Source organism: Streptomyces smyrnaeus, from assembly GCF_017676345.1.
Taxonomy (GTDB): domain Bacteria; phylum Actinomycetota; class Actinomycetes; order Streptomycetales; family Streptomycetaceae; genus Streptomyces; species Streptomyces smyrnaeus.
This window is the reverse complement of the sequence record NZ_JAFFZM010000009.1, coordinates 149,396-174,615: the sequence shown is the minus strand read 5'-3', so window position 1 is coordinate 174,615 and position 25,220 is coordinate 149,396. Positions and strand designations below refer to the sequence as shown.

The window sequence follows — 25,220 nt, the reverse complement described above, 5'->3', positions numbered from 1 at the left end:
TACCCGGCGGTCGTACCCGGCCGTACGCGGAAGCCAACTATCGCGGCTCGGCAGGGCGTGTGCCAGAGCTTCGCCCGCTCGGCATGCCGTCGTCATTGGCCCGGCCAGTGACACGGTGTTCCCGTCCTGCGGGACGATGCGGCACAGCGATCCGGGTGATCCGCGACGTACGCTGGGGGAATGCCCGCTCCGCTCACCCTTGAAGCGCTCGCCGACCGACTCGCCGCGCTGCCTGCCTCGTGCGGCCCGGTGCGGCTGGTGGGCGTGGACGGGCACGCCGGCTCCGGGAAGACGACACTGGCCCGGCGGCTGTCGGGGCTGCTCGGCGGGGCGCCGGTGCTCCACCTCGACGACCTGGCGAGCCACCAGGCGCTGTTCGACTGGACGGAGCTGCTCTTCGGACAGGTGATCGAGCCGCTGGGGCGGGGCGTGCCTGCACGCTACGTGGCGTACGACTGGGTGGCGCGCGCCCGCACGGACGAGGTCGTACTGCCGCCCGCGCCGGTCGTCCTCATCGAGGGGGTGGGCGCGGGCCGGGCGGCGCTGCGGCCGTATCTGGCCTGTCTGCTGTGGGCCGATATGGCCCCGGAGGCGGCGTGGCGGCGCGGCCGGCGGCGGGACGGTCCGGGTCAGCGGGATTTCTGGGCCCGCTGGGTCCCCGCGGAGCGCGCACATTACGCGGCCGACCCGTCCCGCCCGTTCGCGGACTTCCTGGTGCGGGAAACGGGCAAGGGACACCCGGGATACGAGATACGGGAAAGGGTTGCTGGGGCGCCGGAGGCCCCGCCGAATATGACCCTCCGTATAACTCGTGGCAGTTGACAGCGATCAACGGCACTGAGTGCAACCGAGCGGCTTGACCATTGGCGCCGGACCGATTACTTTTCCAACAAGCGGTCTACGCAGGCCGTCTTCAGACGCGAAGCCCCCGGTTGTTCCCCCGTGACCGGGGGCTTCGTTCTGCCCTGGAGCGGTTAAGCGGAACAGAGCATTTACATTTCTCTTACTCTTCGTAGCGGTTTTACGGAAGCCTTAGTTCCTCAACCTCCACCCGCGCTCCCGCGACCGCCGGTTCCGCGCCCCCGGAAGCCGCGTACGCCGCTCTTCGACAGCGCCCTGAGCACGGGTACGATGCGAAACAGCGCGGGAACCCCGGGTGATAACCGGCAGATGACGGGGGACGTTTCGTGGGGGACGTGATGAACTTCGGCACGCAGGACCCCCAGGGCCTGCACGCCCCGGCCGAACTCGCCTGGCTTCGCGGGGTGGATGCGTACACCGTCGGTGGATACGCCCAAGCCGAGGAGGAGTTCCGGACAGCCGTACGGCTCGATCCGGGGATGGCCGACGCCTGGCTGGGACTTCACGCCCTGCGCGCCGACACCGCGACCGCGCTGCTGCGGATGTACCACCACAGGGACCGCTTCGGCGAACAGCGGGCCCGGCACGGACTGACCCTCAACTCCTGGTACTGGCTGGGCTGGTGGGTGCAGCCGGTGCTCGAACACGAACGCGACCTGCTGCTGGCGCACGCCTCGCACTGGCTGGACGGCCGCCACGTCGCCGAACTCGACCGCGCCCTGGCCGGATGCCCCCCGGTGGACACCGATCCCCAGGTGCGGTTCCTGCACGCCTGCCGCGCCTACCTGGCCAAGGACTGGGAGGGGCTGGTCGCCCACACCGAGCCGCTGGTGGACGACCCGCTGCTGGGTATCGAGGCGGGGCTCTTCGCGGGCATGGCCCGGGTACGGCTGGAGATGTACGGGCAGGCCGAGCCGCTGCTGGCCGCCGCCCTGATGCGCTGCCGCAGTGAGCAGCCGCAGCGCAAGGAGTTGCGCTACTGGCTGGCGCGCGCCCGCGAGGGCACGGGCCGCAGCGCGGCAGCGCTGCCGCTGTACCGCGCCGTGCACCGTATCGACCCGACGTTCATGGACACGGCGGCCCGGCTGACCACCATCGCGGAGGGCGACGGCCAGGGCGGCACGGTGGAGGACCTGGCGGCTGCCGTCCTCTCCGGCGGCCTGGGCGGGCCGGACGGAGCCGGGGACGGCGCGGCCCAGGAGCTCTTCGACCGCGGGCCCGAGTCGCCCGGCGACCCGGCACAGCCGCCGGACCCGGCCGATCCGTCCAACGGCGCCGCTCCCGGGGACCCGGACCGGAGCCTCCGCGACGCTGGCACGGTGCCCCGGAACGTACCCGGGCTGCCCGACGACGCCGGGTTCCGCCGGGACGCGGCCGAACTGTCCGGCGGCGCTCAGCCGGGCAGCGAAGGTCCCGGTGCCCCGCGCGACGGTTCGGATGCGGGGATGGGTGACGCGGCCGAGTCCGCCGACCCGGTGGTGGACCCGGAGGCCGACGGACTCCGTCTGGAGGACTCCGGCGACCCCGCCGAGCCGGTCCGGGTGGACAGCAGCGTGCTGCGGGAGCGTGCCGCCCTCGGCGGCGGCCGGGACGGCGACGGCAGGCTGCCGGCGGGCCCCTCCGATCCGGTGCTGCTGGCGCAGGCGCTGGAGGAGTTGGAGCGGATGGTCGGTCTGGAGCCGGTCAAACGCCAGGTGCGGGCGCTGTCGGCCCAGTTGCACATGGCGCGGCTGCGGGCCGGGCAGGGCCTGCCCGTGCAGCCGCCGAAGCGGCACTTCGTCTTCTCCGGTCCCTCCGGCACGGGCAAGACCACGGTGGCGCGCATCCTGGGCCGGGCGTTCTACGCGCTGGGGCTGCTGGGCGGCGACCATCTGGTCGAGGCCCAACGCGCCGATCTGGTGGGCGAGTTCCTGGGGCAGACAGCGGTCAAGGCCAACGAGCTGATCGACTCGGCACTCGGCGGGGTGCTGTTCGTCGACGAGGCCTACGCGCTCTCCAACTCCGGCTACACCAAGGGCGACGCGTACGGCGACGAGGCGCTGCAGGTGCTGCTCAAGCGCGCCGAGGACAACCGGGACCAGCTCGTGGTGATCCTGGCGGGCTACCCGGAGGGCATGGACCGGCTGCTGGCGGCCAACCCGGGGCTGTCCTCCCGCTTCACGACCCGGGTGGACTTTCCCAGCTACCGGCCGCTGGAGCTGACGGCGATCGGCGAGGTGCTGGCCGCCGACAACGGCGACGTGTGGGACGAGGAGGCACTGGAGGAGCTGCGCAGCATCAGCGGCCATGTGGTCGACCAGGGCTGGATCGACGAGCTGGGCAACGGCCGCTTCCTGCGCACCCTGTACGAGAAGAGCTGCGCCTACCGCGATCTGCGGCTGTCCGGCTACTCGGGCACCCCGACGCGCGACGACCTGGCGACGCTGCGGCTGCCCGACCTCATGCAGGCGTACGGCGAGGTGCTGTCGGGGCGGGGTCCTGACGGTCCTCGTCCCGGCCCGCAGCCGCCGCTGGGCTGAGGCCGTCCGCCGGACCGGGACCGCCGCCCCCGGGCAGCTGTCGGGCACCGGGCAGCGCACGCGCGGATTCCGCAGCGGCGGCGCCGGACCTGGCGAGGGCACCCGCCGGAGCGGGGGCGGAGTCGGGCCGGGCCCGTGCCAGGTCGGTGTGGGCGGGATCGTGCACCTCGCCGACCAGCATCTCCAGCACGTCCTCCAGCGCCGCCACGCCCAGCACCCGTCCCGTGGCGTCGGCGACGGCCGCCAGATGCGAGGCGCCGGCCCGCATGGCGGTGAGCGCGTCGTCCAGCGGCAGCTCGCCGCGCAGTGTGGTCATGGGCCGCCACAGCCGCTGCGGCACCGCACGGTCGGCCTCCTCCAGGTCGAGTACGTCCTTGACGTGCAGATACCCCAGGAAGCCACCGTCGTCGGAGCGTACCGGGAAGCGGGAGTAGCCGGTGCGTACCGTCAGCTCCTCCACCTGGCGCGGGGTGACATCGATGCCGACGGTGACCAGCTCCGTACGGCCCAGCAGCACCTCGGTCAGCGGCCGGGAGCCCAGTTCCAGGGCGTCGGCCAGCCGCTCCTGTTCGTCGGGTTCCAGCAGGCCGGCCTGTCCGGAGTCCTCGACCAGCTGGTTGAGCTGCTCGCTGGTGAAGGCCGCCGCCACCTCGTCCTTGGGCTCGACCCGGAAGAGCCGCAGGATGACGGTCGAACACGCGCCCAGCGCCACGGTGACCGGGCGGGTCAGCCGCGCGAAGGCGACCAGCGCGGGACCGAGCCACAGCGCGGTGCGCTCGGGGGCGGCCATGGCGAGGTTCTTGGGCACCATCTCGCCCACGACCAGGTGGAAGAAGACCACCACCGCCAGTGCGATCACATACCCCGCGGGGTGCACCAGCGCCTGGGGCAGCCGTGCGGCGTGGAAGGCGGGCTCCAGCAGATGCGCCAGCGTCGGCTCGGCGACCGCGCCCAGCGTCAGCGAGCACACCGTGATGCCGAACTGCGCCGCCGCCATCATCTGCGGCAGCGTCTCCAACCCGCGCAGCACCCGCCGCGCGCGCAGGGAGCCCGCGGCCGCGAGGGGTTCGATCTGGCTGCGGCGTACGGAGACGAGCGCGAACTCGGCACCGACGAAGAAGCCGTTGGCGAGCACCAGCAGTGCCGCGAACAGAAGTTGGAGGGCACTCATGACGCCGCCGCCTCCATGTCGCGCGCCGGACGCGGGGCAGCCCCGCCGAGGCGGTCGGCAGGGCCGCCTCCGACGGGGGAACCGGCTCGGTCGGGGGCGACGATGCGGACCCGCTCGGCGCGGTGGTGTGCTACGTGCCGCACCCGCAGCTGCCACTCCCCCGCGCTCACCGGCGTGCCCTGCCCCGTGCGGGCGTCCGGCACGCGCAGACGCGCCGTGTCGCCGGGCACCGGGATGCGGCCCAGCAGGTCGGCGACGAGTCCGGCCACGGTCTCGTACGGCCCCTCGGGCGCTTCGAGGCCGATGCCGCGCAGCGCGCCCACCCGGCAGCCGCCGTCGGCCTCCCACGCCGGGCGGCCCTCCGGGTCGGGCGACGCGGGGGCCAGCGCGGGCAGTTCGTCGTAGAGCTGTCCGTCGTGCTCGTCGCGTACCTCGCCGACGATCTCCTCGACGATGTCCTCCAGCGTGACGACGCCCGCCGTGCCGCCGTACTCGTCCACGACGACGGCGATGGGCTGCTCGCTGCGCAGTCGGGCCAGCAGCGGCCGGACGGGGAGGGTCTGCGGGACGAGCAGCGCGGGCACGGCGATACGGGCGGCGGGGGTGTGCAGCCGCCGGTGTGCGGGGACCGCGAGGGCGTCCTTGAGGTGGACCATGCCGACGACCTCGTCCAGCGTGTCCTGGTAGACGGGGAAGCGGGAGAGCCCGGTGGCGCGGGTGAGGTTGAGGACGTCCTCGGCGGTGGCCAGCGCCTGCAGGGCGCTCACCCGTACCCGGGGCGTCATCACGTGCTGCGCCGTCAGCCCGCCCAGCGCCAGGGTGCGCACGAACAGGTCGGCGGTGTCCTGTTCGAGGGCTCCGGCGCGGGCCGAGTGGTGGGCGAGGGAGACGAGTTCACCGGGGGTGCGGGCGGAGGCCAGCTCCTGGGCGGGCTGGACGCCGAAGAGCCGCACCATCCGGTTGGCCGCCGCGTTCAGCCCCGCGATCACCGGCCGGAACGTACCGGAGAAGAGGCGCTGCGGGCCGGCGACGAACCGGGCCACCGCCAACGGCCGGGACACGGCCCAGTTCTTGGGCACCAGCTCGCCGACGACCATCTGGACGGCGGAGGCGGTCAGCATGCCGGTGACGACGGCGACCCCGCCGACCGCGCCCCGCGGTATCCCCATCGCGGTCAGCGGGCCGTCCAGCAGCCGGGCCAGCGCGGGCTCGGCGAGCATGCCGGTGACCAGGGAGGTGAGGGTGATGCCGAGCTGGGTGCCGGAGAGCTGGAAGGACAGCTCGCGCAGGGCCCGGACGACGGCGCGGGCCTTCCGGTCGCCTTGTGCGGCGGCGCGTTCGGCCTCGGGTTTCTCGACGGTGACGAGCCCGAACTCCGCGGCGACGAAGAAGCCGTTGGCGAGGACGAGCGCAAACGCCACACCGAGCAGCAGCAGTGGGAGGGTCATGCCACGCCCCCATGGAGACGGGACGCGGCGCACGTACTACAGGACGATCCGTCCATCGCTGGAGGTGGTCACTCCTCGGTTCGCAGGTGCCCGCGCGAGCGCGGGGCGGCTCATGCCGGTGTGCAACAGAGTAGACACTCCGCCGCACCCCGCGAAGACGCACGGCACCGGGCCGAGGTTGCCGATCCGGGCCGGGAAGCGGCTAGTTTCCGGGGTCCTGACCGGCGTCCTCCGCGGCGTCGTGCGATGCTCCGTTCGAGCTGTCCTGCGGGGTGCCCTTGAGGTCGACGAGAGCGCGCAGGGCACGGGCGTCGGCGAGTGCCTGCTGCTTGGCGATGCCCGGCTGGATGCCCATGGCCGGCAGGTTGGTGCCGTCCGCGAGGTCCAGCGAGACCCATGGGTCGCCGGGCCGCAGCCGGACGGCGAGCACCTGTGCCCATTCGAGGTGCCGCTTGGTCGTGAGGTTGACGACCGTCACCCCGTCCTCGTCCGCGGTCACCCTGGGACGGCTCAGCAGCATCAGCACCCCCAGGCAGAGCGCGGCCATGAAGATGAAGCTGGCCCGCTCCCCGCCGCCGAGCTGGAGCATCAGCGAGATGACGGTGAGGACGACGAACACGGCGACACCGGCCGTCAGCAGCACCGCGCGGGTGCGGGTGGGCCGGAAGGTGACGGGAAGCGCGGGATGCCGGGGGCTGTCGGTCATGAGCGTGCTCCGGTCGCGGTCACAGACGGCAGGCGTGGATGCCTGTGGTGAGGATGGCACGGGCGCCCAGGTCGTAGAGATCGTCCATGATCCGCTGCGCCTCGGTGGTACGCACCATGGAGCGGACGGCGACCCAGCCCTGGTCGTGCAGCGGGGAGATGGTCGGCGACTCCAGACCGGGAGTGAGCGCGACGGCCGCCTCCAGGTGCTCGGCGCGGATGTCGTAGTCCATCATCACGTAGCTGCGGGCCACCAGGACGCCCTGCAGCCGGCGCAGGAACTGCTGCACCTTGGGGCCGTTCGGGTCGGCTCCGGTGCGCCGGATGACGACGGCCTCGGACTGCAGGATCGGCTCTCCGACGATCTCCAGACCGGCGTTGCGCAGCGAGGTACCGGTCTCCACGACGTCCGCGATGACCTGTGCCACGCCCAGCTCGATGGCCGTCTCCACAGCGCCGTCCAGGTGGACGACGGAGGCGTCGATGCCCTTGTCCGCCAGGTGCTTGGCGACGATGCCCTCGTAGGAGGTGGCGACCGTCAGCCCGGCCAGGTCGTCGAGCGTGTCGACGGTGCCGGGCTTGGCCGCGTAGCGGAAGGTCGAGCGGGCGAAGCCGAGGGGGAGCACCTCCTCGGCCCGCGCCCCGGAGTCCAGCAGCAGATCGCGGCCTGTGATGCCGATGTCGAGCCGCCCGGAGCTGACGTAGATCGCGATGTCGCGGGGGCGCAGATAGAAGAACTCGACCTCGTTCTCGGGGTCCACCAGGACGAGTTCCTTGGTGGCCTTGCGCTGCTGGTATCCGGCCTCATGCAGCATCTCCCCGGCAGGGCCGGAGAGGGAACCCTTGTTGGGGACGGCGATGCGCAGCATGAGCTTCCTTTGTTCGTGAAGGGGGTGTGCGGAGCGGACGAAGAGCCGGGGCGAGGCTCAAAGGTGAGCGTATACGTCGTCGAGGGAGAGGCCCTTGGCGGCCATGAGCACCTGCAGATGGTAGAGGAGCTGCGAGATCTCCTCGGCGGTGCGCTCGTCGCCCTCGTGCTCCGCGGCCATCCAGACCTCGGCGGCCTCCTCCACGATCTTCTTGCCGATGGCGTGCACGCCCTGCGAGGCGAGCTCGGCGGTGCGGGAGGTGGCCGGGTCGCCGGTGGCGGCCTTGTGCTGCAGCTCGGCGAAGAGCTGCTCGAATGTCTTGTTCGCCATGGTGCCTGACAGCCTACGTGGTGGCCCGGGCCGCTCACCGCCAGGGCTCTGCGACCGTGCGCAGAGTCGCAGCCGTCGCCACGGCTGCGGTGACCGCCTCGTGGCCCTTGTCCTCGGTGGAGCCGGGCAGCCCGGCGCGAGCGAGGGCCTGCTCCTCGTCGTCACAGGTCAGCACCCCGAAACCGATCGGAACGCCGGTGCGGACCGACACCTGGGTGAGCCCCTGGGTGACGCCCTGGCAGACGTAGTCGAAGTGCGGGGTGCCGCCCCGGATGACGACGCCGAGCGCCACGATCGCGTCGTAGCCGCGGTCGGCGAGGACCTTGGCGACGACGGGCAGCTCGAAGCTGCCCGGGACGCGCAGCAGGGTGGGCTCGTCGATGCCCAGCTCGCCCAGCGCCCGCAGGGCGCCGTCGACGAGGCCGTCCATGACCTGCTGGTGCCACTGCGCGGCGACCACGGCCACGCGCAGGTCCTGGCAGTTCTTGACGGTCAGTTCAGGTGCGCCCTTGCCGCTCACGGTGCTCCTCGTGCTCGAAGTGGTTGCTGGTCGTACTGGAAGTGGGTGCTGACGCTCTGGGGAAGGGGTGCCGGTGCGGCTGGTGACGGGTGCCGGCGCTGTCGGCCCTCGGGCCGGGACGGGGTGACCCGCCGGTCACTGCGTGCCGCACGGGGAGGTGCGCTCGGCGTCCAGCCACGGCAGGTCGTGGCCCATCCGGTCGCGCTTGGTGCGCAGATAGCGCAGGTTGTGCTCCCCCGCCTGCACCGGCATCGGCTCCCGACCGGTGACGCGCAGCCCGTGCCGCACCATCGCGGCGGTCTTCTCCGGGTTGTTGGTCATCAGCCGCAGGGACTTCACGCCCAGGTCGGTGAGGATCTGCGCGGCCGCCGCGTAGTCGCGCGCGTCCGCCGGGAGGCCCAGTTCGAGGTTGGCGTCGAGGGTGTCGCGACCGCGCTCCTGCAGCTCGTAGGCGCGCAGCTTGGACAGCAGTCCGATGCCCCGGCCCTCGTGCCCGCGCAGATAGAGCACGATCCCCCGGCCCTCCCGCTGGACGCGCTCCAAGGACGCCTCCAGCTGCGGTCCGCAGTCGCACCGCTGGGAGCCGAAGACGTCCCCGGTCAGGCACTCGGAATGCACCCGTACGAGCACGTCCTCGCCGCCGGCGGAGCGCGCGAGGTCACCCGGGCCGGTGATGTCGCCGGTGACCAGCGCGATGTGCTCCACCCCGTCCACGATGGAGCGGTAGCCGTAGGCACGGAACTCGCCGTGCCGGGTGGGCAGCCGCGTCGCGGCCTCCCGACGCACGGTGGGCTCGGCGGAGCGGCGGTAGGCGATCAGGTCCTCGATGGAGATGATCCGCAGCCCGTGCTTGCGCGCGAACGGCACCAGCTCGGGCAACCGCAGCATGGTGCCGTCCTCGCCCGCGATCTCCACGATGGCTGCGGCCGGCCGCAGCCCCGCCAGCCGGGCCAGGTCCACACCCGCCTCGGTGTGCCCGGCGCGGGAGAGCACCCCGCCGGGCTTGGCGCGCAGCGGGAAGGCGTGCCCGGGGCGGACGAAGTCCCGCGGTGTGGTGTCGGGGTCGGCGAGCAGCCGGATGGTGGCGGCGCGGTCGGCCGCCGAGATGCCGGTGGTGACGCCGTGGGCGCTGGTCGCGTCGACGGTGACGGTGAACGCGGTGCCCATGGACTCGGTGTTCTCGGCGACCATCTGCGGCAGCGCCAGCCGGTCGAGGTCGGCCCCTTCCATCGGGGTGCAGATCAGCCCGCGGCACTCGCTCATCATGAAGGCGACGGCCTCGGGGGTGATCAGCTCGGCGGCCATCACCAGGTCGCCCTCGTTCTCCCGGCTCTCGTCGTCGACGACCACGACCGGGCGGCCCTCGCCGATGTCCCGGATCGCCTCCGCCACGGGGTCGAGGGTGAGCACGAACGCCCCGTCCGCCTCCGCCGGTTCCTCCGGGGCCGGGACGCGTGGGGCGGGTGGCGCGTCGTACCAGTTCGGCAGCGCGGTCATGGGCGTGCTCCTTCCTTGGTGGTGCGCTTCGGTGGCGTGCTCGGCGTCCGCTGCGCGGCTCCGGCCGGCGTTCACAGCGCCGCTCCGGCGGAGTTGAGCGCGGGCTCCGTGCTGACGGCGGCCGCGCGGGCGTCCACCCGGGAGCGCTGCCACCAGGCGCGCAGGCCCCACAGGACGAGGCCGAGGTAGACGACGTAGACCAGGCCGGAGAAGGCCAGCCCGCTGCTGAAGGCGAGCGGCACGCCGACCACGTCCACCAGCAGCCAGGCGAACCAGAACTCCACCAGTCCGCGGGCCTGGGCCACCATGGCCGCCAGCGTGCCGACGAAGATGTAGGCGTCCGCCCAGGGGCTCCAGGAGAGGGCCGGGACGAGGGTGAAGAGGGTGCCGACGGCGGCGGTGCCCAGCGCGGTGCCGAGCGCCAGCAGACCGCGTTCGCGCCAGGTGGCGAACCGTACGGCGATGGATCCGTCCTGCGCCTGCTGCTTGCCGCGCCGCCACTGGCGCCAGCCCCACAGCGCGACCGCCATGACCAGGAGCTGCTTTCCGACGCCGCCCGCCAGCTGGGCGGAGGCGAAGGCACCCACGAGTATCAGCCCGGACAGCAGTTGCACGGGCCAGGTGCCTATGGAGCGCCGCCAGCCCAGCGCCAGCCCGAGCAGCCCCATGAGGTTGCCGAGCATGTCGGACCAGATGACGTGCTGGCCGAAGGCCGAGAACGCCTCCTGGTTCAGCCAGTGGAAGCCGCTCATCGGGTCGCCTCGCTCTGCTGCGAGAGCGTCTCGTCCAGCGGCTGCGGGGCGTTGCGCGCGGAGGCGCCCAGCAGCCGCTCGACGTACTTGGCCAGCACGTCGACCTCCAGGTTGACCGGGTCGCCGGGCTGCTTGGTGCCGAGTGTGGTGAGCGCCAGCGTGGTGGGGATGAGGGAGACGGTGAAGTGGTCCTCGGCGGCCTCCACGACCGTGAGGCTGATGCCGTCGACGGTGATGGAGCCCTTCTCGACCAGGTACCGGCTCATCCCCTCGGGCAGGCCGATGGTGATGTCCGTGCCGCTGTCCGCGTCGTGCCGTGCCGTGATGGTGCCGGTGCCGTCGACGTGGCCCTGGACGAGGTGGCCGTCCAGCCGCCCGCCGAGCGCCAGGGGACGCTCCAGGTTGACGGGCGAGCCCACGGTGAGCGCCCCGAGACTGGAGCGGTGCAGCGTCTCGGCCATGACGTCGGCGGAGAACTCGCCGTCGCCGGTCTCGACGACGGTCAGGCACACGCCGTTGACGGCGATCGAGTCGCCGTGCCGTGCGTCGGCGGTGACGCGCGGTCCGCGCAGTCGCAGCCGGGCGGAGGCGCCCTGCTCCTCGACGGCGACGACCTCGCCCAGTTCTTCCACGATTCCGGTGAACACTCAGGACTCCTCGGTCTGCTGGGACTGCGGGGACCGCTCGGCCCGCTCGGCAGTGACGGTGGTGGGGGCGGCGGCGGTGGGCACGGCGGCGGCGACCGTGCGGGCCGTCTGCGGCGCGGTGCTGCCGACCGCGGTGATCCGCAGGTCCGGGCCGAGCCGCACGGTGTCGCTCACGGTGAGCCGCAACGCCTGTGCGACGGTGCTGATTCCGGCCTCCCCCAACGCGGGCGGCCCCGCGCCCAGCAGTACGGGGGCGATGTAGCCGACCACCCGGTCGACCAGCCCGGCGGAGACGAAGGAGCCGGCCAGGGTGGCGCCGCCCTCCAGCAGTACGGCGCGCACGTCGCGGGTCTGCAGGGCCGTCAGCAGCGCGTCCAGGTCGAGCCCCGGTCCGCCGTCCGCCGCCCGGGGCAGCCGCAGCACCTCGGCCGGGCTCGCGCCGGCGGCGGCCTCCAACGCGGCGGTGTCGGCGTCCTGTGCGACGGCGATCAGCGTGGGTGCCACGTCGTCGAGAACCCGCGCTCCGGCGCTGACGACGGTCGCCTCGGTGTCGACGACGACGCGGAGCGGCTGAACGGCGCCGGGGACGTCGCGGACGGCCAGCTGCGGGTCGTCGGCGCGGGCCGTACCGGAGCCGACCAGGACGGCGTCGGACTCGGCGCGCAGCCGGTGCACATCCGCACGGGCCTCGGCGGAGGTGATCCAGCGGCTGGAGCCGTCGGCGGCAGCGGTGCGGCCGTCGAGCGAGGCGGCGTACTTCCAGGTCACGTACGGGCGGCCGTGCAGTTCGGAGGTCAGCCAGGCGGCGTTGCCCGCAGCCGCCTCGTCGGCCAGCAGGCCGCCCTCGACGTCGATACCGGCCGCGGCGAGCGACAGCGCGCCGCCCGCGGCGCCCGGAGTGGGGTCGGAGACGGCGTAGACGACACGGGAGACGCCCGCGTCGATGAGCGCCTGCGAGCAGGGGCCGGTGCGTCCGGTGTGGTCGCAGGGTTCGAGAGTGACGACAGCGGTGCCGCCACGCGCGTCCTCGCCCGCCTCGGCAAGCGCATGGACCTCGGCGTGCGGGCCGCCGGCCCGCTGGTGCCAGCCCTCCCCCACGGTGCGCCCGGCCTGGTCGAGGACGACACAGCCGACGACGGGGTTGGGGCTGGTGGAGCCGAGTCCCCGCGCGGCAAGAGCGATGGCACGGCGCATCGCGTCGCGCTCCGCCTGCGGCGCGTACGGCGCCTGGGGGTGGGGGGCCACCGGGTCCTCCTGCCTCTTCGGGCACGGACTCCGGGGCGCTGCGGGACTTGGGACGGACGCGCGGGGAACGACCTGCCGGGACGGTCAAGATCCCACTCCGGCGCTGCTGCTCGCTCCGGAACGGGACCGCAACCTCGGCGGTGCACCGGTTCGCGGTCCGCCGCGCACTGCCTCCCATCCGGACTTTCACCGTCGGTCCAGGAATCTCACCTGGTCAACCGACCGCTGGCTGCGGCCGGGTCGCGGACTGTAACCGCCGGTTCGGACTTTCACCGACCCCGGAGTGCGCTGACGTCACTGGTACTCCCCCAGCCAGTGGCCGGGAGATACCCACAAGTCTGCCACGCCGGGGCGGGGACCATGCGAGCGGAGCCTGTGTGGTGACTCACAGCAGCCACGTCGCACCACATGCGTCGGCAGCCACCGCAGGAGTTCGAGCGCTACCCGATCGGGGCACGATCTGCGCGGGCCCGTACCCGCGGCCGTGGCGCCGGTGCGGCAGCGGGACGGTCATGGGTGCACGGTACGGACGGCTCGGGGGGCGGCACGGGTGCGGCAGGGAGACGAGATGCGGACAGGTGACGACGGGCCGGAGCCGAACGCCGGTCCGCAGCCGCGGGCGGGGGCGGGGCAGCGCGCGGGAGCGGGGGTGCACGGCGGGACTCAGCCGCACCCCGGGACGGCGCCGCACGGGGGAACCGGGTCCGGCCCGCCCGGGCACCCGGCGGAATCCGGCATCGCCGGGTGCCCGGCACCGGCCGCACGGGCCGGAAGGGTGGCGGTCTCGGTCGTCTTCGCGGTGCACGGGATGGCGAGCGGCACCTTCGCCACCCGCATCCCATGGCTCCGCGAACATCTGGAGCTGAGCCCGGGCTGGCTGGGCCTGGCGCTGGTGTTCATGACGGCCGGGGCCTCCGCGGCCATGCCGCTCTCCGCGCGGCTGGCACACCGCTACGGCCCGCGCCGCGCACTCGCCGCCGTCTCGCTGGCCTGCTGCGCCGGTCTGGTGCTGCCGCCGCTGGCCCCCGCCCTGGGCTGGCTGTGCCTGGCGCTGTTCGTGTACGGCTGCGGGCTCGGCCTGATGGACGTCGCGATGAACGCCCAGGGCGTGCGGGTCGAGGCGGAGTACGGCCGCTCCGTGATGTCCGGGCTGCACGGACTGTGGAGCGTGGGGACGCTGCTGGGCGGCGCGGGAGGCGTGGTCGCCGCGCACGCCGGGCTGGACGGGCGGTGGCACCTGGGGGCCGCCGCCCCGGTGCTGGCCGCGGTGGCGGTGGTCGCGGCCCGGTGGACCCCCGGGGAGGACGACCGCGGCGCCGAGCTTCCGGCTGCCGGATCGGGCGGCGAGGACGAGGCCGAGGCCCCGCCCCGCTTCGCGCTGCCCTCGCGCGGGGTGCTGGCGATCGGGCTGCTCGGCTTCTGCGCGGTGTTCGCCGAGGGCGCCTCGATGGACTGGTCCGGTATCTATCTGGCCGATGTGACGGACGCCGAACCCGGTCTGGCCGCCTCCGCCTACACGGCCTTCGCCTGCACGATGGCCCTCGCCCGGCTGTCGGGCGACGCCGTGGTGCGCCGGTTCGGCCCGGTGGCGACGGTACGGGTGGGCGGTGTGCTCGCCACAGCGGGCGCCGCGCTGGTGGTCGCCGCACGGACACCGGCCGCGGCCGTCGCCGGGTTCGCCCTGGTCGGGGTCGGGATCGCGGTGGTCGTCCCGCTGTGCTTCGCGGCGGCCGGCCGCACCGCCACGGCCGCCCCCGGCCAGGCCATCGCGGGAGTCGCCACCCTGGCCTACGCCTCCGGGCTGGCCGCACCCGCCGTCGTCGGCTGGATCGCCGAGTCGACCTCGCTGTCGGTGTCCTTCGGCGTCGTCACCGCGCTGCTGCTGGGCCTGGTGGCCGGAGCGAGGGTGCTGCGCACCTGACGGAGCGCCCCACGGGCCCCTCCCGGCCGAAGGCCGGTGGAGCGGTATCCCGCACCTCTTCGGGGCGCCCTCCACCGCGGCGCCGGGCCATGAGCGGTCGGACTAGTATGTGCGGCGATCAAAATCGGCCAAGGGACGGAGCGGCATGCGCGGGCTCGGCGTGCGGTGGACGGTGCACGGCGACGGGCGCGTCCCGGCGCCCGGTGCGGTGGTGCGCCCGGACGAGCGGCTGTCGTGGCCGCGCACGGCGGGGCTCGGCGCCCAGCACGTGGTGGCGATGTTCGGTGCCAGCTTCGTGGCCCCGGTCCTCATGGGGCTGGACCCGAACCTGGCGATCATGATGTCCGGGCTCGCGACGATGGTCTTCCTGCTGGCGACCCGCGGCCGGGTGCCGAGCTATCTGGGATGCAGCCTCTCCTTCGTGGGGGTGGCCGCGGTCATCCGCGGCCAGGGCGGCAGCAGCGCCACGGTGACCGGCGCGATCCTGGTGGTCGGCGCCGTACTCTTCCTCGTCGGTCTGGCCGTGCAGAAGTTCGGCGCGCGGATCATCCACGCGGTGATGCCGCCCGTGGTGACCGGCGCGGTCGTCATGCTGATCGGCTTCAATCTCGCCCCGGTCACCGCTTCGACGTACTGGCCGCAGGACCAGTGGACGGCGCTGCTGACCATGCTGCTGACCGGACTCGCGGTGGTGTGCCTGCGCGGCTTCTGGTCGCGGATCGCGATCTTCCTGGGGCTGGTGGCCGGCTATCTGATGTCGTGGGCGTTCGACACGGTCTTCGGCCGGATCCATTCCCCGGACGCCGGCGGCAAGACGGTGGACCACTGGCGCCTGGACCTGTCGGCCGTGGGCAAGGCCGACTGGTTCGGACTGCCCTCCGTGCACGCCCCCGAATTCTCCTGGTCGCCCGTCCTGGTGGCGCTGCCGGTGGTGATCGCGCTGGTGGCCGAGAACGCGGGGCACGTCAAGGCGGTCGGTGAGATGACCGGCGACCCGCTGGACGACAAGCTCGGCACCGCGATCTCCGCGGACGGGGCCGGCAGCGTGCTGTCGACGGCATTCGGCGGTCCGGCCACGACGACGTACTCGGAGAACATCGGCGTCATGGCCGCGACCCGGGTCTACTCGACGGCCGCCTACTGGGCCGCCGCCTGCTTCGCGCTGCTCTTCGGGCTCTGCCCCAAGTTCGGGGCCGTGGTGGCTGCCATCCCGGGCGGAGTGCTCGGCGGTATCACCGTGATCCTCTACGGCATGATCGGGCTGCTCGGCGCGCAGATCTGGATCAACAACGGTGTGGACATGCGCAATCCGCTGAATCTGGTGCCGGTCGCGGCGGGCATCATCATCGGCATCGGCGGCGTCGACCTGAAGTTCACCGACAACTTCGAACTCGGCGGCATCGCCCTGGGCACGCTCGTCGTCCTCACCGGCTACCACGCCCTCAAGGCGCTGGCCCCGCCGCACCTCAAGGCCCAGGAGCCGCTGCTGGACGAGGGCACCAGCGGTTACGACGAGGGCCAGGAACCGAGCTGAGCGGCGCCCTCGCCCGGCGCCCTCATCTCGAAGTACCGGACCCGGTGGTCCTCCCCCACCACCCGCATGCCGACGGCCGTCATCACATGCTGCGAGGCGAGGTTGTCGAGATCGGCGTCGGCCTGGACCAGGGTGACGCCCCGGGACCAGGCGAAGGCGAGCAGGGCGCGCAGGGCCTCGGAGGCGTAACCCTTGCCGCGTGCCGAGGCGTTGAGGGAGTAGCCGACGGTGACGGTGCCCTCGGCATCGGGTGTCCGGTTGAAGCCGATGCCGCCGATGGCGCGGCCGTCGGTGCGGCGCCGTATCTCGTAGTTGCCGAAGGGGCGCGGGTCGCCCGTGGTCGCGCACGCCTTCAGCAGGTCCGTGGCGCCCTCCACGTCCATCGCGTCCGGGTACTCGGGCCCCCACAGATCGCCGGCGCCCGGCGTCTCGGCCACCACGCGCTCGGCCTCCTCGGGTGTCATGGGGTGCAGTACGAGGCGTTCGGTGTGCAGATCGGCAACTGCGGCAAGGGCGTCGGTCATGACAGGTGGCGTATCACGCCCGCACACCGCACCGCACCCGCATTACCGACGGCTTGCCCAGGGCTTGCCGAGGGCTTGCCGACGGCTCACCGACGGCCGGCAGGCGGCTTGCGGACGGCTTGCCGGCAGCGGATCCGTCCTCCGTCCGGGGGCCGTACGGGCGGGGCTGCCCCCATCGGGAGCAGGCGGCTGCCAGGCTGCGGGCATGACCTCTACGGAGCAGGTGCCCGCGCAGCGCGCGGTGACGTCGGCACCCATCGCCGAAGTGACGGCCCAGATGCGGGAGATCGGCGCGACGCTGCCCCGGCAGGACGGTGTGGCGGTCTTCAACCGGGTGTATCTGTCGGTGACGGAGGAGCTGGAACGGCGCCTGGTCGCCGGACACTTCGAGGACCGTGCCGCCACCGGTGAGCTGGGTACCCGGTTCGCTCGGCGCTTCCTGGACGCGGTGGACGCCGAGGCTGCCGGGCTGCGGATGCCCTCGTGCTGGCGGCCGCTCTTCCGCTTCCGGCGCCACCCCTCCATCCATCCGCTGCAGTTCGCGCTGGCGGGCATCAATGCGCACATCGGCCACGACCTGCCGCTCGCGCTCGTGGACACCTGCCGGGCGGTGGACGCCGACCCCGACGATCTGGAGGCGGACTTCGAGCGGATCGGGGAGCTGCTGACAGGCCTGGAGGAGCGCATCCGCGAGGATCTGATGCCGGGCCCCGACCTGCTGGACGTCGCCGACCCGCTGACGCATCTGATCGGCTCGTGGAGTCTGGAACGGGCGCGGGCCGGTGCGTGGGTGTCCTTCCGCGCGCTGTGGGGACTGCGGGTGTGCGGGGAGTTGCTGGAGGAGATGGCGGAGGGGCTGGACGCGACGGTGGGTATGGCGGGCCGCTGCCTGCTGACACCGCTGTGGCACTGAGCCCCGCCCAGCCCCGCTCCTTCGTCAGTCCTCCGGGAGCCGCACCGGCTCGATCTGGTCGAAGACGTCCCCCGGCCCCGGGTTGGCGGGGTCGGTGGTACCGCCCAGGTGGTGCATGACGCCCCAGACGGCGTTGAGCGCGGTCTGCACGGCGCCCTCGGCCCAGCCCGCTGTCCAGGAGATGTCGTCTCCGGCGAGGAAGAGGCCGCGCCGGTCGGCGGGGAGGGACTCCTGCATGAAGTGGGTGAACAGCCGCCGCTGGTAGCGGTAGTGGCCCGGCAGGTTGGCCTTGAACGCGCCGAGGAAGTACGGCTCGTCCTCCCAGGAGACGGTGAGCGGGTTGCCGGTGATGTGCTTGCGGATGTCGACCCCGGGATAGATCTCGCCGAGCGACTTGAGCATCACCTCCATCCGCTCGCCCGCGTCCAGCGGCAGCCACTTGAGGCTGTCGTCGCACCACGTGTACGACAGGCAGATCACGGCCGGCTTGTCGGGGCCGTCGTCCAGCAGGTAGGTGCCGCGCGTCATCCGGTCGGTGAGGGTCATGCTCATCGTGTCGCGCCCGGTGCGCGGGTCCGTATCGAGCCAGAACGGCCGGTCCACGGGTACGAACAGCTTGGAGGACTCCATGTAGTGGGTGCGCTCCACCGCCGTCCAGTGGTCGATGGGCAGCAGCGCGTCGTCGCAGTCGATCCGGCTCAGCAGCAGCCAGGACTGGGCGGTGAAGACGGCGGCCCGGTAGGTGCGGATGTCGCCGTCCGCGTCGGTGACCGTCACGCGGTTGCCCGCCGTACGGTGCAGCCGGGTGACGGCGGGGCGGTGCTTGCCGCCCGGGTGCAACGACTTGAGGCTGGTGCCCTGCGGCCAGTGGACGAGCTTGCCGGGCTCGCGCTCCCACAGCCGCAGCGGAAGCTGCTGGCAGCCGCCGACGATGCCGCGGTGGTCGTCGTCGGCGCCGGTGTAGACGACGCGCAGGATCTCCAGGATGGAGTTGGGGAAGTCGGTGTCCCAGCCACCGGTGCCGAATCCGACCTGGCCGAAGATCTCCCGGTGCCGGAAGGAGGAGAAGGCCGCCGAGTCGCACAGGAAGCCGTAGAAGGTCTGGTTGTCCAGCTTCTCCACCAGCTCCGACCAGATCTCGCGGATGCGGGGCACGTCCCGCTCGCGTATCGCCTGCTGCATCGCGGAGAAGTCGGCGCCCTCCTCCAGGCACGCGTTCCACGCGTCCATCACCTGGTGGTAGACGGGCGGCAGGTCCTCCAGCGTGCGGGCGTAGTGCGACTCGCCCTTGAGGTCCACGACGGTGGAGGGGGTGTCGGGCGCCAGCGGGTTGGGGAACGGCCTGGTCTCCAGCTGCGCGAGGTCGATGTAGTGCTGGAGCGCGGTCGAGGACGGCGGGAAGCGCATGGCGCCCATCTCGGCGTGCAGCGAGGGGTCGCCGCCCTCGAAGGTGGCCGTCCGCAGCCGTCCGCCGAGCTGGTCGGCCTCGTAGACGACCGGCTTGAGTCCCATCTTCATCAGCTCGTACGCCGCCACCAGTCCCGAGAGGCCGCCGCCGATGACGGCGATCTCGGTGCCGTGCTCGGTCGGCGGTACGGAGCCGAGACCGGCCGGGTGCGCCAGGAAGTCGTCGTAGGCGAACGGGAAGTCGGGGCCGAACATGGTCAGCGGGCGCTGCCCGCCCTGCCGGGCGGCGTCCTGCTGCTCGTCGTGCTCGTGGGCGGCGGTGGGCACGGTGGAGGTCATGAGGGGTCTCGCTCCTGGTGGTACCGGGTACGGGAGGGGCGCGGCAGCCGGCGTGGGCACGGCCCGCGCGGCTAGTGCGCGTACAGCTCTGGGCGGCGGTCGGCCAGATACGGGTTGCGCTCGCGGGAGGCCCGCAGCGCCGCGGGGTCGATGTCGGCGACCAGCAGGGCCTCGCCGCTGCCGGCGGCGCGCACCGGGACGGTGCCGTCGGGCGCGGCCAGACAGCTCAGGCCCGCGAAGTCGAACTCGCCCTCGCGGTCGACGCGGTTGGCGTACGCGACATACAGCTGGCTCTCCACCGCGCGCGCCACCACGAGGGTCTCGGCGACGGTCTCGTACGGCCGCATCAGCGCCGTCGGCACCAGCAGTACGTCGGTGCCGGCCAGGGCGTGCGCCCGGACGGCCTCCGGGAACTCCACGTCGTAGCAGATCAGCAGCCCGAACCGGATGCCGTCCAGCTCCGCCTGGACGGGCAGCTGATCGCCGGGGGTGTAGTGCTCGGCCTCGTACGGGCCGTACAGGTGCGTCTTGCGGTAGTTCGCACGTGCGGCACCGTCCGGGCCGATGAGCTGCACGGAGTTGTGGAGCGCCCCGCCCTCGCCCCGCTCGGGGTAGCCGTAGGCGATGGCCACACCGTGCTGCCGGGCGATCCGGGAGACGGCCGCTGCGCCGGGGCCCTGCGCCGGCTCGGCGAGCTGGGCCGGATCCGGGAGCGCGTAGCCGGTGAGGGAGAGCTCCGGGGTGACCAGCAGCCGGGCACCCCGCGCGGCGGCTTCCCGGGCAGCGTTCTCAAGGGCGGTCAGGCCCGGGGCGCCCGGCGTGCGGGGCTGGGAACGGGTCTGGTGGAGAGCGATTCGCACACCTTCGACGCTACGGTCGGCCGGGGAGCGCCACAAGCGGTGGATCTTGCGAGTGGACCCGCATTCTGTTGCGTGATCGACCGGGATGGCGGCGATCCGTTGCGCATACGGCGGCCGCTACAGCGGAGGACCGGCGTTGTAGCGGCGCAGCAGCGGGGAGAGCACCAGCACCGACTTGGTGCGCTCGACGAACGGCTCCCCGGCGATCCGTTCCAGCACGGCCTCGAAGTGCCGCATGTCGGCCGCGAAGACCTGCACCAGCGCGTCGGCCTCCCCGGTGACGGTGGAGGCCGCCGCCACCTCGGGATAGTGGGACAGCGCCCGGTGGATATCCTCCGGCGAGGTGCGAGAGCGGCAGTACATCTCGATGAATCCCTCCGTCTGCCACCCCAGCGCGGAGGGGTCGACCCGCACGGTGAACCCGGTGATCGCGCCCCGCTCCCGCAGCCGGTCCACCCGGCGTTTGACGGCCGGTGCGGACAGGCCGACCTCGGCTCCGATGTCGGCGTAGGTGCGGCGGGCATCCTCGGCGAGGGCGTGGACGATGCGTTCGTCGAGATCGTTCAGTGACACGGCGACAGTAGAACACGACGAAAGGACCGGGAACGGCGTGGCAGATGTGGTCGGCGACTGGCAGCACGCCAGGCCCTTCGTACGGGGTGTGAGCTGGTGGGACGGTGAGCGCTGCGTGCGGGCCGACCCGGCGGACGCCCAGCGGCTGCCGCTGGAGCTGTGGGCCCGCGCCGCGATACCGGTGGGCATCCGGCTGGAGTTCACCGCCCCGGGCCCCTTCGAGGTCCGCTACCGCGCCGGTGCCCTGGGAACGGTCGACGCGCTGCGCGACGGCTGCCGCGCCTGGGAGGCGCTGCGGCCGGACGGGGAACGGGTCGCCCTGCTCCCGGAGACCCCTCGGGAGGAGGTGCGGGTGCTGCGCGTCGACTGGCCGGGCGGGCCCGGAGTGCTCCACACCCCCGAGGCGTACGCCCCGGTGCTGCTGGCGGTGCGGGGTGCCGAGCCGGCACCGCCGCGCCCGCGCTGGCTGGTGTACGGCGACTCGATCACCGAGGGCTGGTCGGCGACGGCGCCCTCCCGCGGCTGGGCGGCGCTCGCGGGCCGCGAGCTGGGCTGGGACACCGTCAACCTCGGCTACACCGGCTCCGCGCACGGCGAACCGGCCACCGCCCAGCAGCTCGCCACGCTGCCGGGCGCGGCGCTCACCGTGGCGTTCGGCTGCAACTGCTGGACGGGCGTGCCGTGTTCGGCGGCGCTGATGGCGCAGATGACCAGCGCGTTCCTGCAGCTCGTGCGCACCGGCCACCCACGCACCCCGCTGCTGGTCGTCTCGCCGCTGCAGCGCCCGGAGGCCGAGCACACCCCGAACGCCCTGGGCGCCACCCTCGCCGACCTGCGGAGCGCGCAGGAGGGGGCCGTCCGCGCCCGGATCGCCGAGGGCGACGACAGCCTCGCCCTGCTCCCTGGCGCCGGCCTGGTCACCGCCGAGCAGCTGGTCGACGGCGTCCACCCCGACGACACCGGACACGCCCTGGTCGCCGCCGCGGTGGTCCGTGCGCTGCGGGAGGAGTTCGGCGTGGGGCGGGACGACGGTGCCCGGCGCCGGGAGCCCGAGCGGGACGGGCTCGGCGCCTAGCGCACAAGCCGTACACACGGCGGCGCTCTGCACACCGACGACGGCGTTCCGGGTGAACTCGTCCAGTGTCGCGGCGCCCGCGTAGGTGCAGGCGGAGCGGACGCCGGCGATGATCGAGTCGATCAGGTCCTCGACGCCGGGGCGTGCCGGATCCAGGAACATCCTGGAGGTGGAGATGCCCTCCTCGAACAGCCCCTTGCGGGCCCGGTCGTAGGCGGACTCCTCGGCGGTCCTGTTGCGCACGGCGCGGGCCGAGGCCATGCCGAAGGACTCCTTGTAGAACCGCCCGTCGGCGGACTGCTGCAGGTCGCCCGGGGACTCGTAGGTACCGGCGAACCAGGAGCCGATCATCACGTTGGAGGCCCCGGCCGCCAGCGCCATGGCGACATCGCGGGGGTGGCGCACCCCGCCGTCGGCCCATACGTGCTTGCCGTACTTGCGCGCCTCGGCGGCGCACTCCAGGACGGCGGAGAACTGCGGCCGGCCGACGCCGGTCATCATGCGGGTGGTGCACATCGCGCCGGGGCCGACGCCGACCTTGATGATGTCCGCGCCCGCGTCGACGAGGTCGCGCACGCCCTCGGCTGCGACCACGTTGCCCGCCACGATCGGCACGGCCGGGTCGAGGCCGCGGACGGCCTTCAGCGCCTCCAGCATGCCCTCCTGGTGGCCGTGGGCGGTGTCGACGACCAGGGTGTCGACACCCGCGTCGAGCAGCGCCTTGGCCCGCGCGACGACCTCGCCGTTGATACCGACGGCAGCGGCGACGCGCAGGGCGCCGTCGGCGTCGACGGCGGGGGTGTAGAGCGTGGCCCGCAGCGCGCCCTTGCGGGTGAGGATGCCGACGAGCTTGCCGTCCGCGTCCACGGCGGGGGCGAACTTGAAGTGGGCGGCGTCCAGCTTGGTGAAGGCGTCACGCGGATCGATGTCCGCGTCCAGCACCATCGGCTCGGCCGTCATGACCTCGGAGAGCTGGGTGAAGCGGTCGACGCCGGTCAGGTCCGACTCGGTGACGACGCCCACGGGCCGCCCGTCGCGGACCACGACACCCGCGCCGTGTGCCCGCTTGGGCAGCAGCGAGAGCGCGTCGGCCACGGTCTGGGTGGGCGCGAGGGTGATGGGGGTGTCCAGGACGTGGTGCCGCTGTTTGACCCAGCCGATGACCTCGGTGACGACGTCGATCGGGATGTCCTGGGGGATCACCACGAGCCCGCCGCGGCGGGCCACGGTCTCGGCCATCCGGCGTCCGGCGATGGCGGTCATATTGGCGACCACCAGCGGGATGGTGGTGCCCGTTCCGTCGGGCGAGGACAGGTCCACGCCCTGCCGGGAGCCGACCGCGGAGCGGTTGGGCACCATGAAGACATCGTCGTACGTCAGGTCGTACGGGGGCCGCTGATCATTGAGGAAACGCACGTACTTCATTCTCCCACGCCCGCACATCCATACGACTACGGACGTTCCGCCGGAGTACCGCGGACGCGCTGGTGGGATCGTACGAGGCAGGGATCGTAGGAGTCCGGGCTCGTAGGAGTCCGGGCTCCAGAAGGCCGCAGCGGACAGGGCTGCCGGGCAGCCGCTCACCCGGGGTGGCGACTACGAGGGGTGACCGGTACCGCCCACCGGGTCCGGGGCGGTGGCTTCCCCCGCACCGGGTATGGACCCTCCGTGCTGCCCGGTCCCCGCGCGCTCGGTCTCCCGGCGGGTGCGTCGGGCGTCGACCAGCCCCTTGACGCCGCGGACGACGGGCTCGGTCCAGCGGGCCGTCAGCGGGCCGAAGATCACCAGGATCATCACATACGCGGTCGCCAGCGGAGTGATCCGCGCGTCCGTGCTCGCGGCGAGCCCAGCGATGACGATGGAGAACTCGCCCCGTGCCACCAGCGCCCCGCCGGCCCGCAGCCTGCCCTTGCTGCCCACCCCCGCGCGGCCCGCCGCGTACCAGCCGGTGATCACCTTGGTGACCACGGTGACGGCCGCCAGCGCCAATGCGGGCAGCAGCACCGGGGGGATCTCGGACGGCGCGGTGTTGAGTCCGAAGAAGACGAAGAAGACGGCGGCGAACAGATCACGCAGCGGCGTCAGCAGACTGCGCGCGTTCTCCGCCGTCTCCCCGGACAGCGCGATACCCACCAGGAAGGCGCCGACGGCCGCCGAGACCTGGAGCTTCGCCGCGATACCGGCGATCAGCAGGGTCAGTCCGAGAACGACGAGCAGCAGCATCTCGGGCGTGTCGGAGCTGACGGCGCGGCTGATGTGCCGCCCGAACCGCAGCGCCGCGAACAGTACGAGGCCCACGGTGCCGACCGCCACGATCATCGCCACGCTGGTCCCCGCCACCCCGAGCCCGGCCACCAGCGCGGTCAGCAGCGGCAGATAGAGGGCCATGGACAGGTCCTCGATGACGAGCACGCCCAGGATGACCGGTGTCTCCCGGTTGCCGAGCCGCCCCAGATCGGTGAGCACCTTGGCGATGACACCGGACGAGGAGATCCAGGTGACGCCCGCGAGCGCGACGGCCGCGACCGGCCCCCAGCCCAACAGCAGCGCGGCCACCGCACCCGGCACCGCGTTCAGCGCGAAGTCCACGATCCCGGACGGGTACTGGGTCTTCAGGCTGGTCACCAGCTCCGAGGCGCTGTACTCCAGGCCGAGCAGCAGCAGGAGCAGGATCACCCCGATCTCCGCGCCGACCTCGATGAACCCCTCGCTGGCCTTCAGCGGGAAGACGCCGCCGTGCCCGAAGGCCAGGCCGCCCAGCAGATACAGCGGAATCGGGGAGAGCCCGATCCGGCCCGCGAAGCGGCCGACAAGTCCCAGGCCCAGGATGACGGCGCCGAGTTCGATCAGCAGAACGGTGGTGTCGTGCACAGAGGGCCTTTCAGTTGTCCAGCGGCTGTCCGGAACGGCTCAGGTGTGCCGATGGCGGTCCGGACCGGGTGGTCGCGCCCGGTCCCGGGCCGGGCGGCCGGTCCGGCCAGGTTCCGCCGACGATCCGGTCAGGTTCCGGCGATGAATCGAGTCAGGTTCCGGCGATGATCCGGGTCAGCTCGTCGACTCCCTCGCGGGTACCGACGGCCACCAGGGTGTCCCCGGCCTCCAACCGGAAGTCCGGACCCGGCGAGGGGACGGGGCCGGTACGGCGCAGCACGGCGACGATGGAGGCGCCGGTGCGGGTGCGCGCCTGGGTGGCCCCCAGCAGCTCCCCGCTGTACGGCGACTGGCCGGACATCGGGATGCGGACGGTGACCAGGTCGATCTCCAGCTCGCACGTGCCCAGCCTGGGGCTCTCGCCCGGGGCGAGGATCTCCGCGAGGGAGGCGGCCTCCTCACCGTCGAGCTGGACCGTCGCCTGGCAGGCGTCCGGGTCGTCCTCCCGGTAGAAGCCCAGGAACCGGCGGCCGTCCTGGTGCGCCACCACCGAGATGTGTCGCCCGGTCCGGGTGGTGATGTCGTACTGCTTGCCCAGCCCCGGCAGCTTGGTGCTCTTGGTCGTCATGGCGTACTGCC

General features: G+C 72.9%; 22 protein-coding genes, 1 pseudogene and 1 riboswitch. Of the genes and pseudogenes, 6 read left to right on the top strand and 17 right to left on the bottom strand.

The annotated features are described in order from the left end of the window. Positions 1 to 180: 180 nt before the first annotated feature. Together JW613_RS16870 and JW613_RS16865 are read left to right on the top strand one after the other, a co-directional pair. Positions 181 to 822 (top strand): uridine kinase family protein, encoded by a 642-nt coding sequence (locus JW613_RS16870; RefSeq protein ID WP_209211627.1) that lies wholly within the window; start codon positions 181 to 183, stop codon positions 820 to 822. 377 nt (positions 823 to 1,199) lie between these two features. Beyond that, positions 1,200 to 3,380 (top strand): AAA family ATPase, encoded by a 2,181-nt coding sequence (locus JW613_RS16865; protein WP_209211626.1) that lies wholly within the window; start codon positions 1,200 to 1,202, stop codon positions 3,378 to 3,380. Here the strand turns inward: JW613_RS16865 and JW613_RS16860 are convergent. The 10 genes from JW613_RS16860 to ribD all read right to left on the bottom strand — a co-directional run bounded on the left by JW613_RS16860 (position 3,301) and on the right by ribD (position 12,513). Then, on the bottom strand, positions 3,301 to 4,551 hold the full coding sequence (locus tag JW613_RS16860; RefSeq protein WP_209211625.1) for a hemolysin family protein: 1,251 nt from the start codon (positions 4,549 to 4,551) through the stop codon (positions 3,301 to 3,303). The genes JW613_RS16865 and JW613_RS16860 overlap by 80 nt on opposite strands. Further along, positions 4,548 to 5,999: a hemolysin family protein gene (locus JW613_RS16855; RefSeq protein ID WP_209211624.1), complete on the bottom strand. Its 1,452-nt coding sequence runs from the start codon at positions 5,997 to 5,999 to the stop codon at positions 4,548 to 4,550. Before JW613_RS16855 ends, JW613_RS16860 begins: the two co-directional genes overlap by 4 nt. Before the next feature lie 202 nt (positions 6,000 to 6,201). Next, on the bottom strand, positions 6,202 to 6,705 hold the full coding sequence (locus JW613_RS16850) for a PH domain-containing protein (protein WP_209211623.1): 504 nt from the start codon (positions 6,703 to 6,705) through the stop codon (positions 6,202 to 6,204). Between the two features lie 19 nt (positions 6,706 to 6,724). After that, positions 6,725 to 7,573, bottom strand: coding sequence for an ATP phosphoribosyltransferase (gene hisG / locus JW613_RS16845; protein WP_209211622.1), 849 nt, complete (start codon positions 7,571 to 7,573; stop codon positions 6,725 to 6,727). Positions 7,574 to 7,630: 57 nt separating this feature from the next. Further along, on the bottom strand, positions 7,631 to 7,903 hold the full coding sequence (locus JW613_RS16840) for a phosphoribosyl-ATP diphosphatase (protein WP_185016298.1): 273 nt from the start codon (positions 7,901 to 7,903) through the stop codon (positions 7,631 to 7,633). Between the two features lie 34 nt (positions 7,904 to 7,937). After that, on the bottom strand, positions 7,938 to 8,423 hold the full coding sequence (gene ribH, locus JW613_RS16835; protein WP_099878594.1) for a 6,7-dimethyl-8-ribityllumazine synthase: 486 nt from the start codon (positions 8,421 to 8,423) through the stop codon (positions 7,938 to 7,940). Between the two features lie 135 nt (positions 8,424 to 8,558). Continuing rightward, complete coding sequence (locus tag JW613_RS16830) at positions 8,559 to 9,920, bottom strand: bifunctional 3,4-dihydroxy-2-butanone-4-phosphate synthase/GTP cyclohydrolase II (protein WP_245225793.1); 1,362 nt, start codon at positions 9,918 to 9,920, stop codon at positions 8,559 to 8,561. A 71-nt stretch (positions 9,921 to 9,991) separates the two neighbouring features. Further along, positions 9,992 to 10,672 (bottom strand): nicotinamide mononucleotide transporter family protein, encoded by a 681-nt coding sequence (locus JW613_RS16825; protein ID WP_099878596.1) that lies wholly within the window; start codon positions 10,670 to 10,672, stop codon positions 9,992 to 9,994. Continuing rightward, on the bottom strand, positions 10,669 to 11,319 hold the full coding sequence (locus JW613_RS16820) for a riboflavin synthase (protein ID WP_209211621.1): 651 nt from the start codon (positions 11,317 to 11,319) through the stop codon (positions 10,669 to 10,671). Before JW613_RS16820 ends, JW613_RS16825 begins: the two co-directional genes overlap by 4 nt. Then, a complete protein-coding gene (ribD, locus tag JW613_RS16815; protein ID WP_209211751.1) occupies positions 11,320 to 12,513 on the bottom strand; it encodes a bifunctional diaminohydroxyphosphoribosylaminopyrimidine deaminase/5-amino-6-(5-phosphoribosylamino)uracil reductase RibD in 1,194 nt (397 codons plus the stop codon). A gap of 211 nt (positions 12,514 to 12,724) precedes the next feature. Further along, positions 12,725 to 12,855: riboswitch (FMN riboswitch) on the bottom strand. Between the two features lie 517 nt (positions 12,856 to 13,372). On the opposite strand from ribD, the gene JW613_RS16810 reads away from it, so the two are divergent. Then, positions 13,373 to 14,485: an MFS transporter gene (locus JW613_RS16810; protein ID WP_372447955.1), complete on the top strand. Its 1,113-nt coding sequence runs from the start codon at positions 13,373 to 13,375 to the stop codon at positions 14,483 to 14,485. A gap of 145 nt (positions 14,486 to 14,630) precedes the next feature. Further along, positions 14,631 to 16,019 (top strand): uracil-xanthine permease family protein, encoded by a 1,389-nt coding sequence (locus tag JW613_RS16805; RefSeq protein ID WP_209211619.1) that lies wholly within the window; start codon positions 14,631 to 14,633, stop codon positions 16,017 to 16,019. Here the strand turns inward: JW613_RS16805 and JW613_RS16800 are convergent. Next, the gene (locus JW613_RS16800) at positions 15,992 to 16,543 is read right to left on the bottom strand and encodes a GNAT family N-acetyltransferase (RefSeq protein ID WP_209211618.1); all 552 of its coding nucleotides are present in this window, start codon (positions 16,541 to 16,543) and stop codon (positions 15,992 to 15,994) included. The two genes, JW613_RS16805 and JW613_RS16800, sit on opposite strands and share 28 nt — an antisense overlap. Before the next feature lie 205 nt (positions 16,544 to 16,748). On the opposite strand from JW613_RS16800, the gene JW613_RS16795 reads away from it, so the two are divergent. Continuing rightward, complete coding sequence (locus tag JW613_RS16795) at positions 16,749 to 17,456, top strand: DUF5995 family protein (protein ID WP_209211617.1); 708 nt, start codon at positions 16,749 to 16,751, stop codon at positions 17,454 to 17,456. 24 nt (positions 17,457 to 17,480) lie between these two features. Here the strand turns inward: JW613_RS16795 and JW613_RS16790 are convergent, their stop codons facing one another. The 3 genes from JW613_RS16790 to JW613_RS16780 all read right to left on the bottom strand — a co-directional run bounded on the left by JW613_RS16790 (position 17,481) and on the right by JW613_RS16780 (position 20,635). After that, positions 17,481 to 19,202: a flavin monoamine oxidase family protein gene (locus tag JW613_RS16790; RefSeq protein ID WP_209211616.1), complete on the bottom strand. Its 1,722-nt coding sequence runs from the start codon at positions 19,200 to 19,202 to the stop codon at positions 17,481 to 17,483. 71 nt (positions 19,203 to 19,273) lie between these two features. After that, entirely contained in the window at positions 19,274 to 20,062 is a 789-nt protein-coding gene (locus JW613_RS16785) for a carbon-nitrogen hydrolase family protein (protein ID WP_209211615.1), read from the bottom strand. Between the two features lie 117 nt (positions 20,063 to 20,179). Beyond that, the gene (locus JW613_RS16780) at positions 20,180 to 20,635 is read right to left on the bottom strand and encodes an Lrp/AsnC family transcriptional regulator (RefSeq protein ID WP_099878611.1); all 456 of its coding nucleotides are present in this window, start codon (positions 20,633 to 20,635) and stop codon (positions 20,180 to 20,182) included. A gap of 37 nt (positions 20,636 to 20,672) precedes the next feature. Between JW613_RS16780 and JW613_RS16775 the strand changes: the two genes are divergently transcribed. Then, positions 20,673 to 21,710, top strand: a complete 1,038-nt coding sequence (locus JW613_RS16775; protein WP_307865924.1) for a GDSL-type esterase/lipase family protein — start codon at positions 20,673 to 20,675, stop codon at positions 21,708 to 21,710. 18 nt (positions 21,711 to 21,728) lie between these two features. On the opposite strand, the pseudogene JW613_RS16770 reads toward JW613_RS16775, so the two are convergent. From JW613_RS16770 to JW613_RS16760, 3 genes and pseudogenes are all read right to left on the bottom strand, one after another. Then, positions 21,729 to 23,135 (bottom strand): annotated as a pseudogene (locus JW613_RS16770) (GuaB1 family IMP dehydrogenase-related protein); the annotation flags it as partial. Positions 23,136 to 23,306: 171 nt separating this feature from the next. Next, positions 23,307 to 24,581: a cation:proton antiporter gene (locus JW613_RS16765; protein WP_209211613.1), complete on the bottom strand. Its 1,275-nt coding sequence runs from the start codon at positions 24,579 to 24,581 to the stop codon at positions 23,307 to 23,309. Positions 24,582 to 24,732: 151 nt separating this feature from the next. Next, the gene (locus JW613_RS16760) at positions 24,733 to 25,209 is read right to left on the bottom strand and encodes a cation:proton antiporter regulatory subunit (protein ID WP_099878617.1); all 477 of its coding nucleotides are present in this window, start codon (positions 25,207 to 25,209) and stop codon (positions 24,733 to 24,735) included. Positions 25,210 to 25,220: the final 11 nt, after the last annotated feature.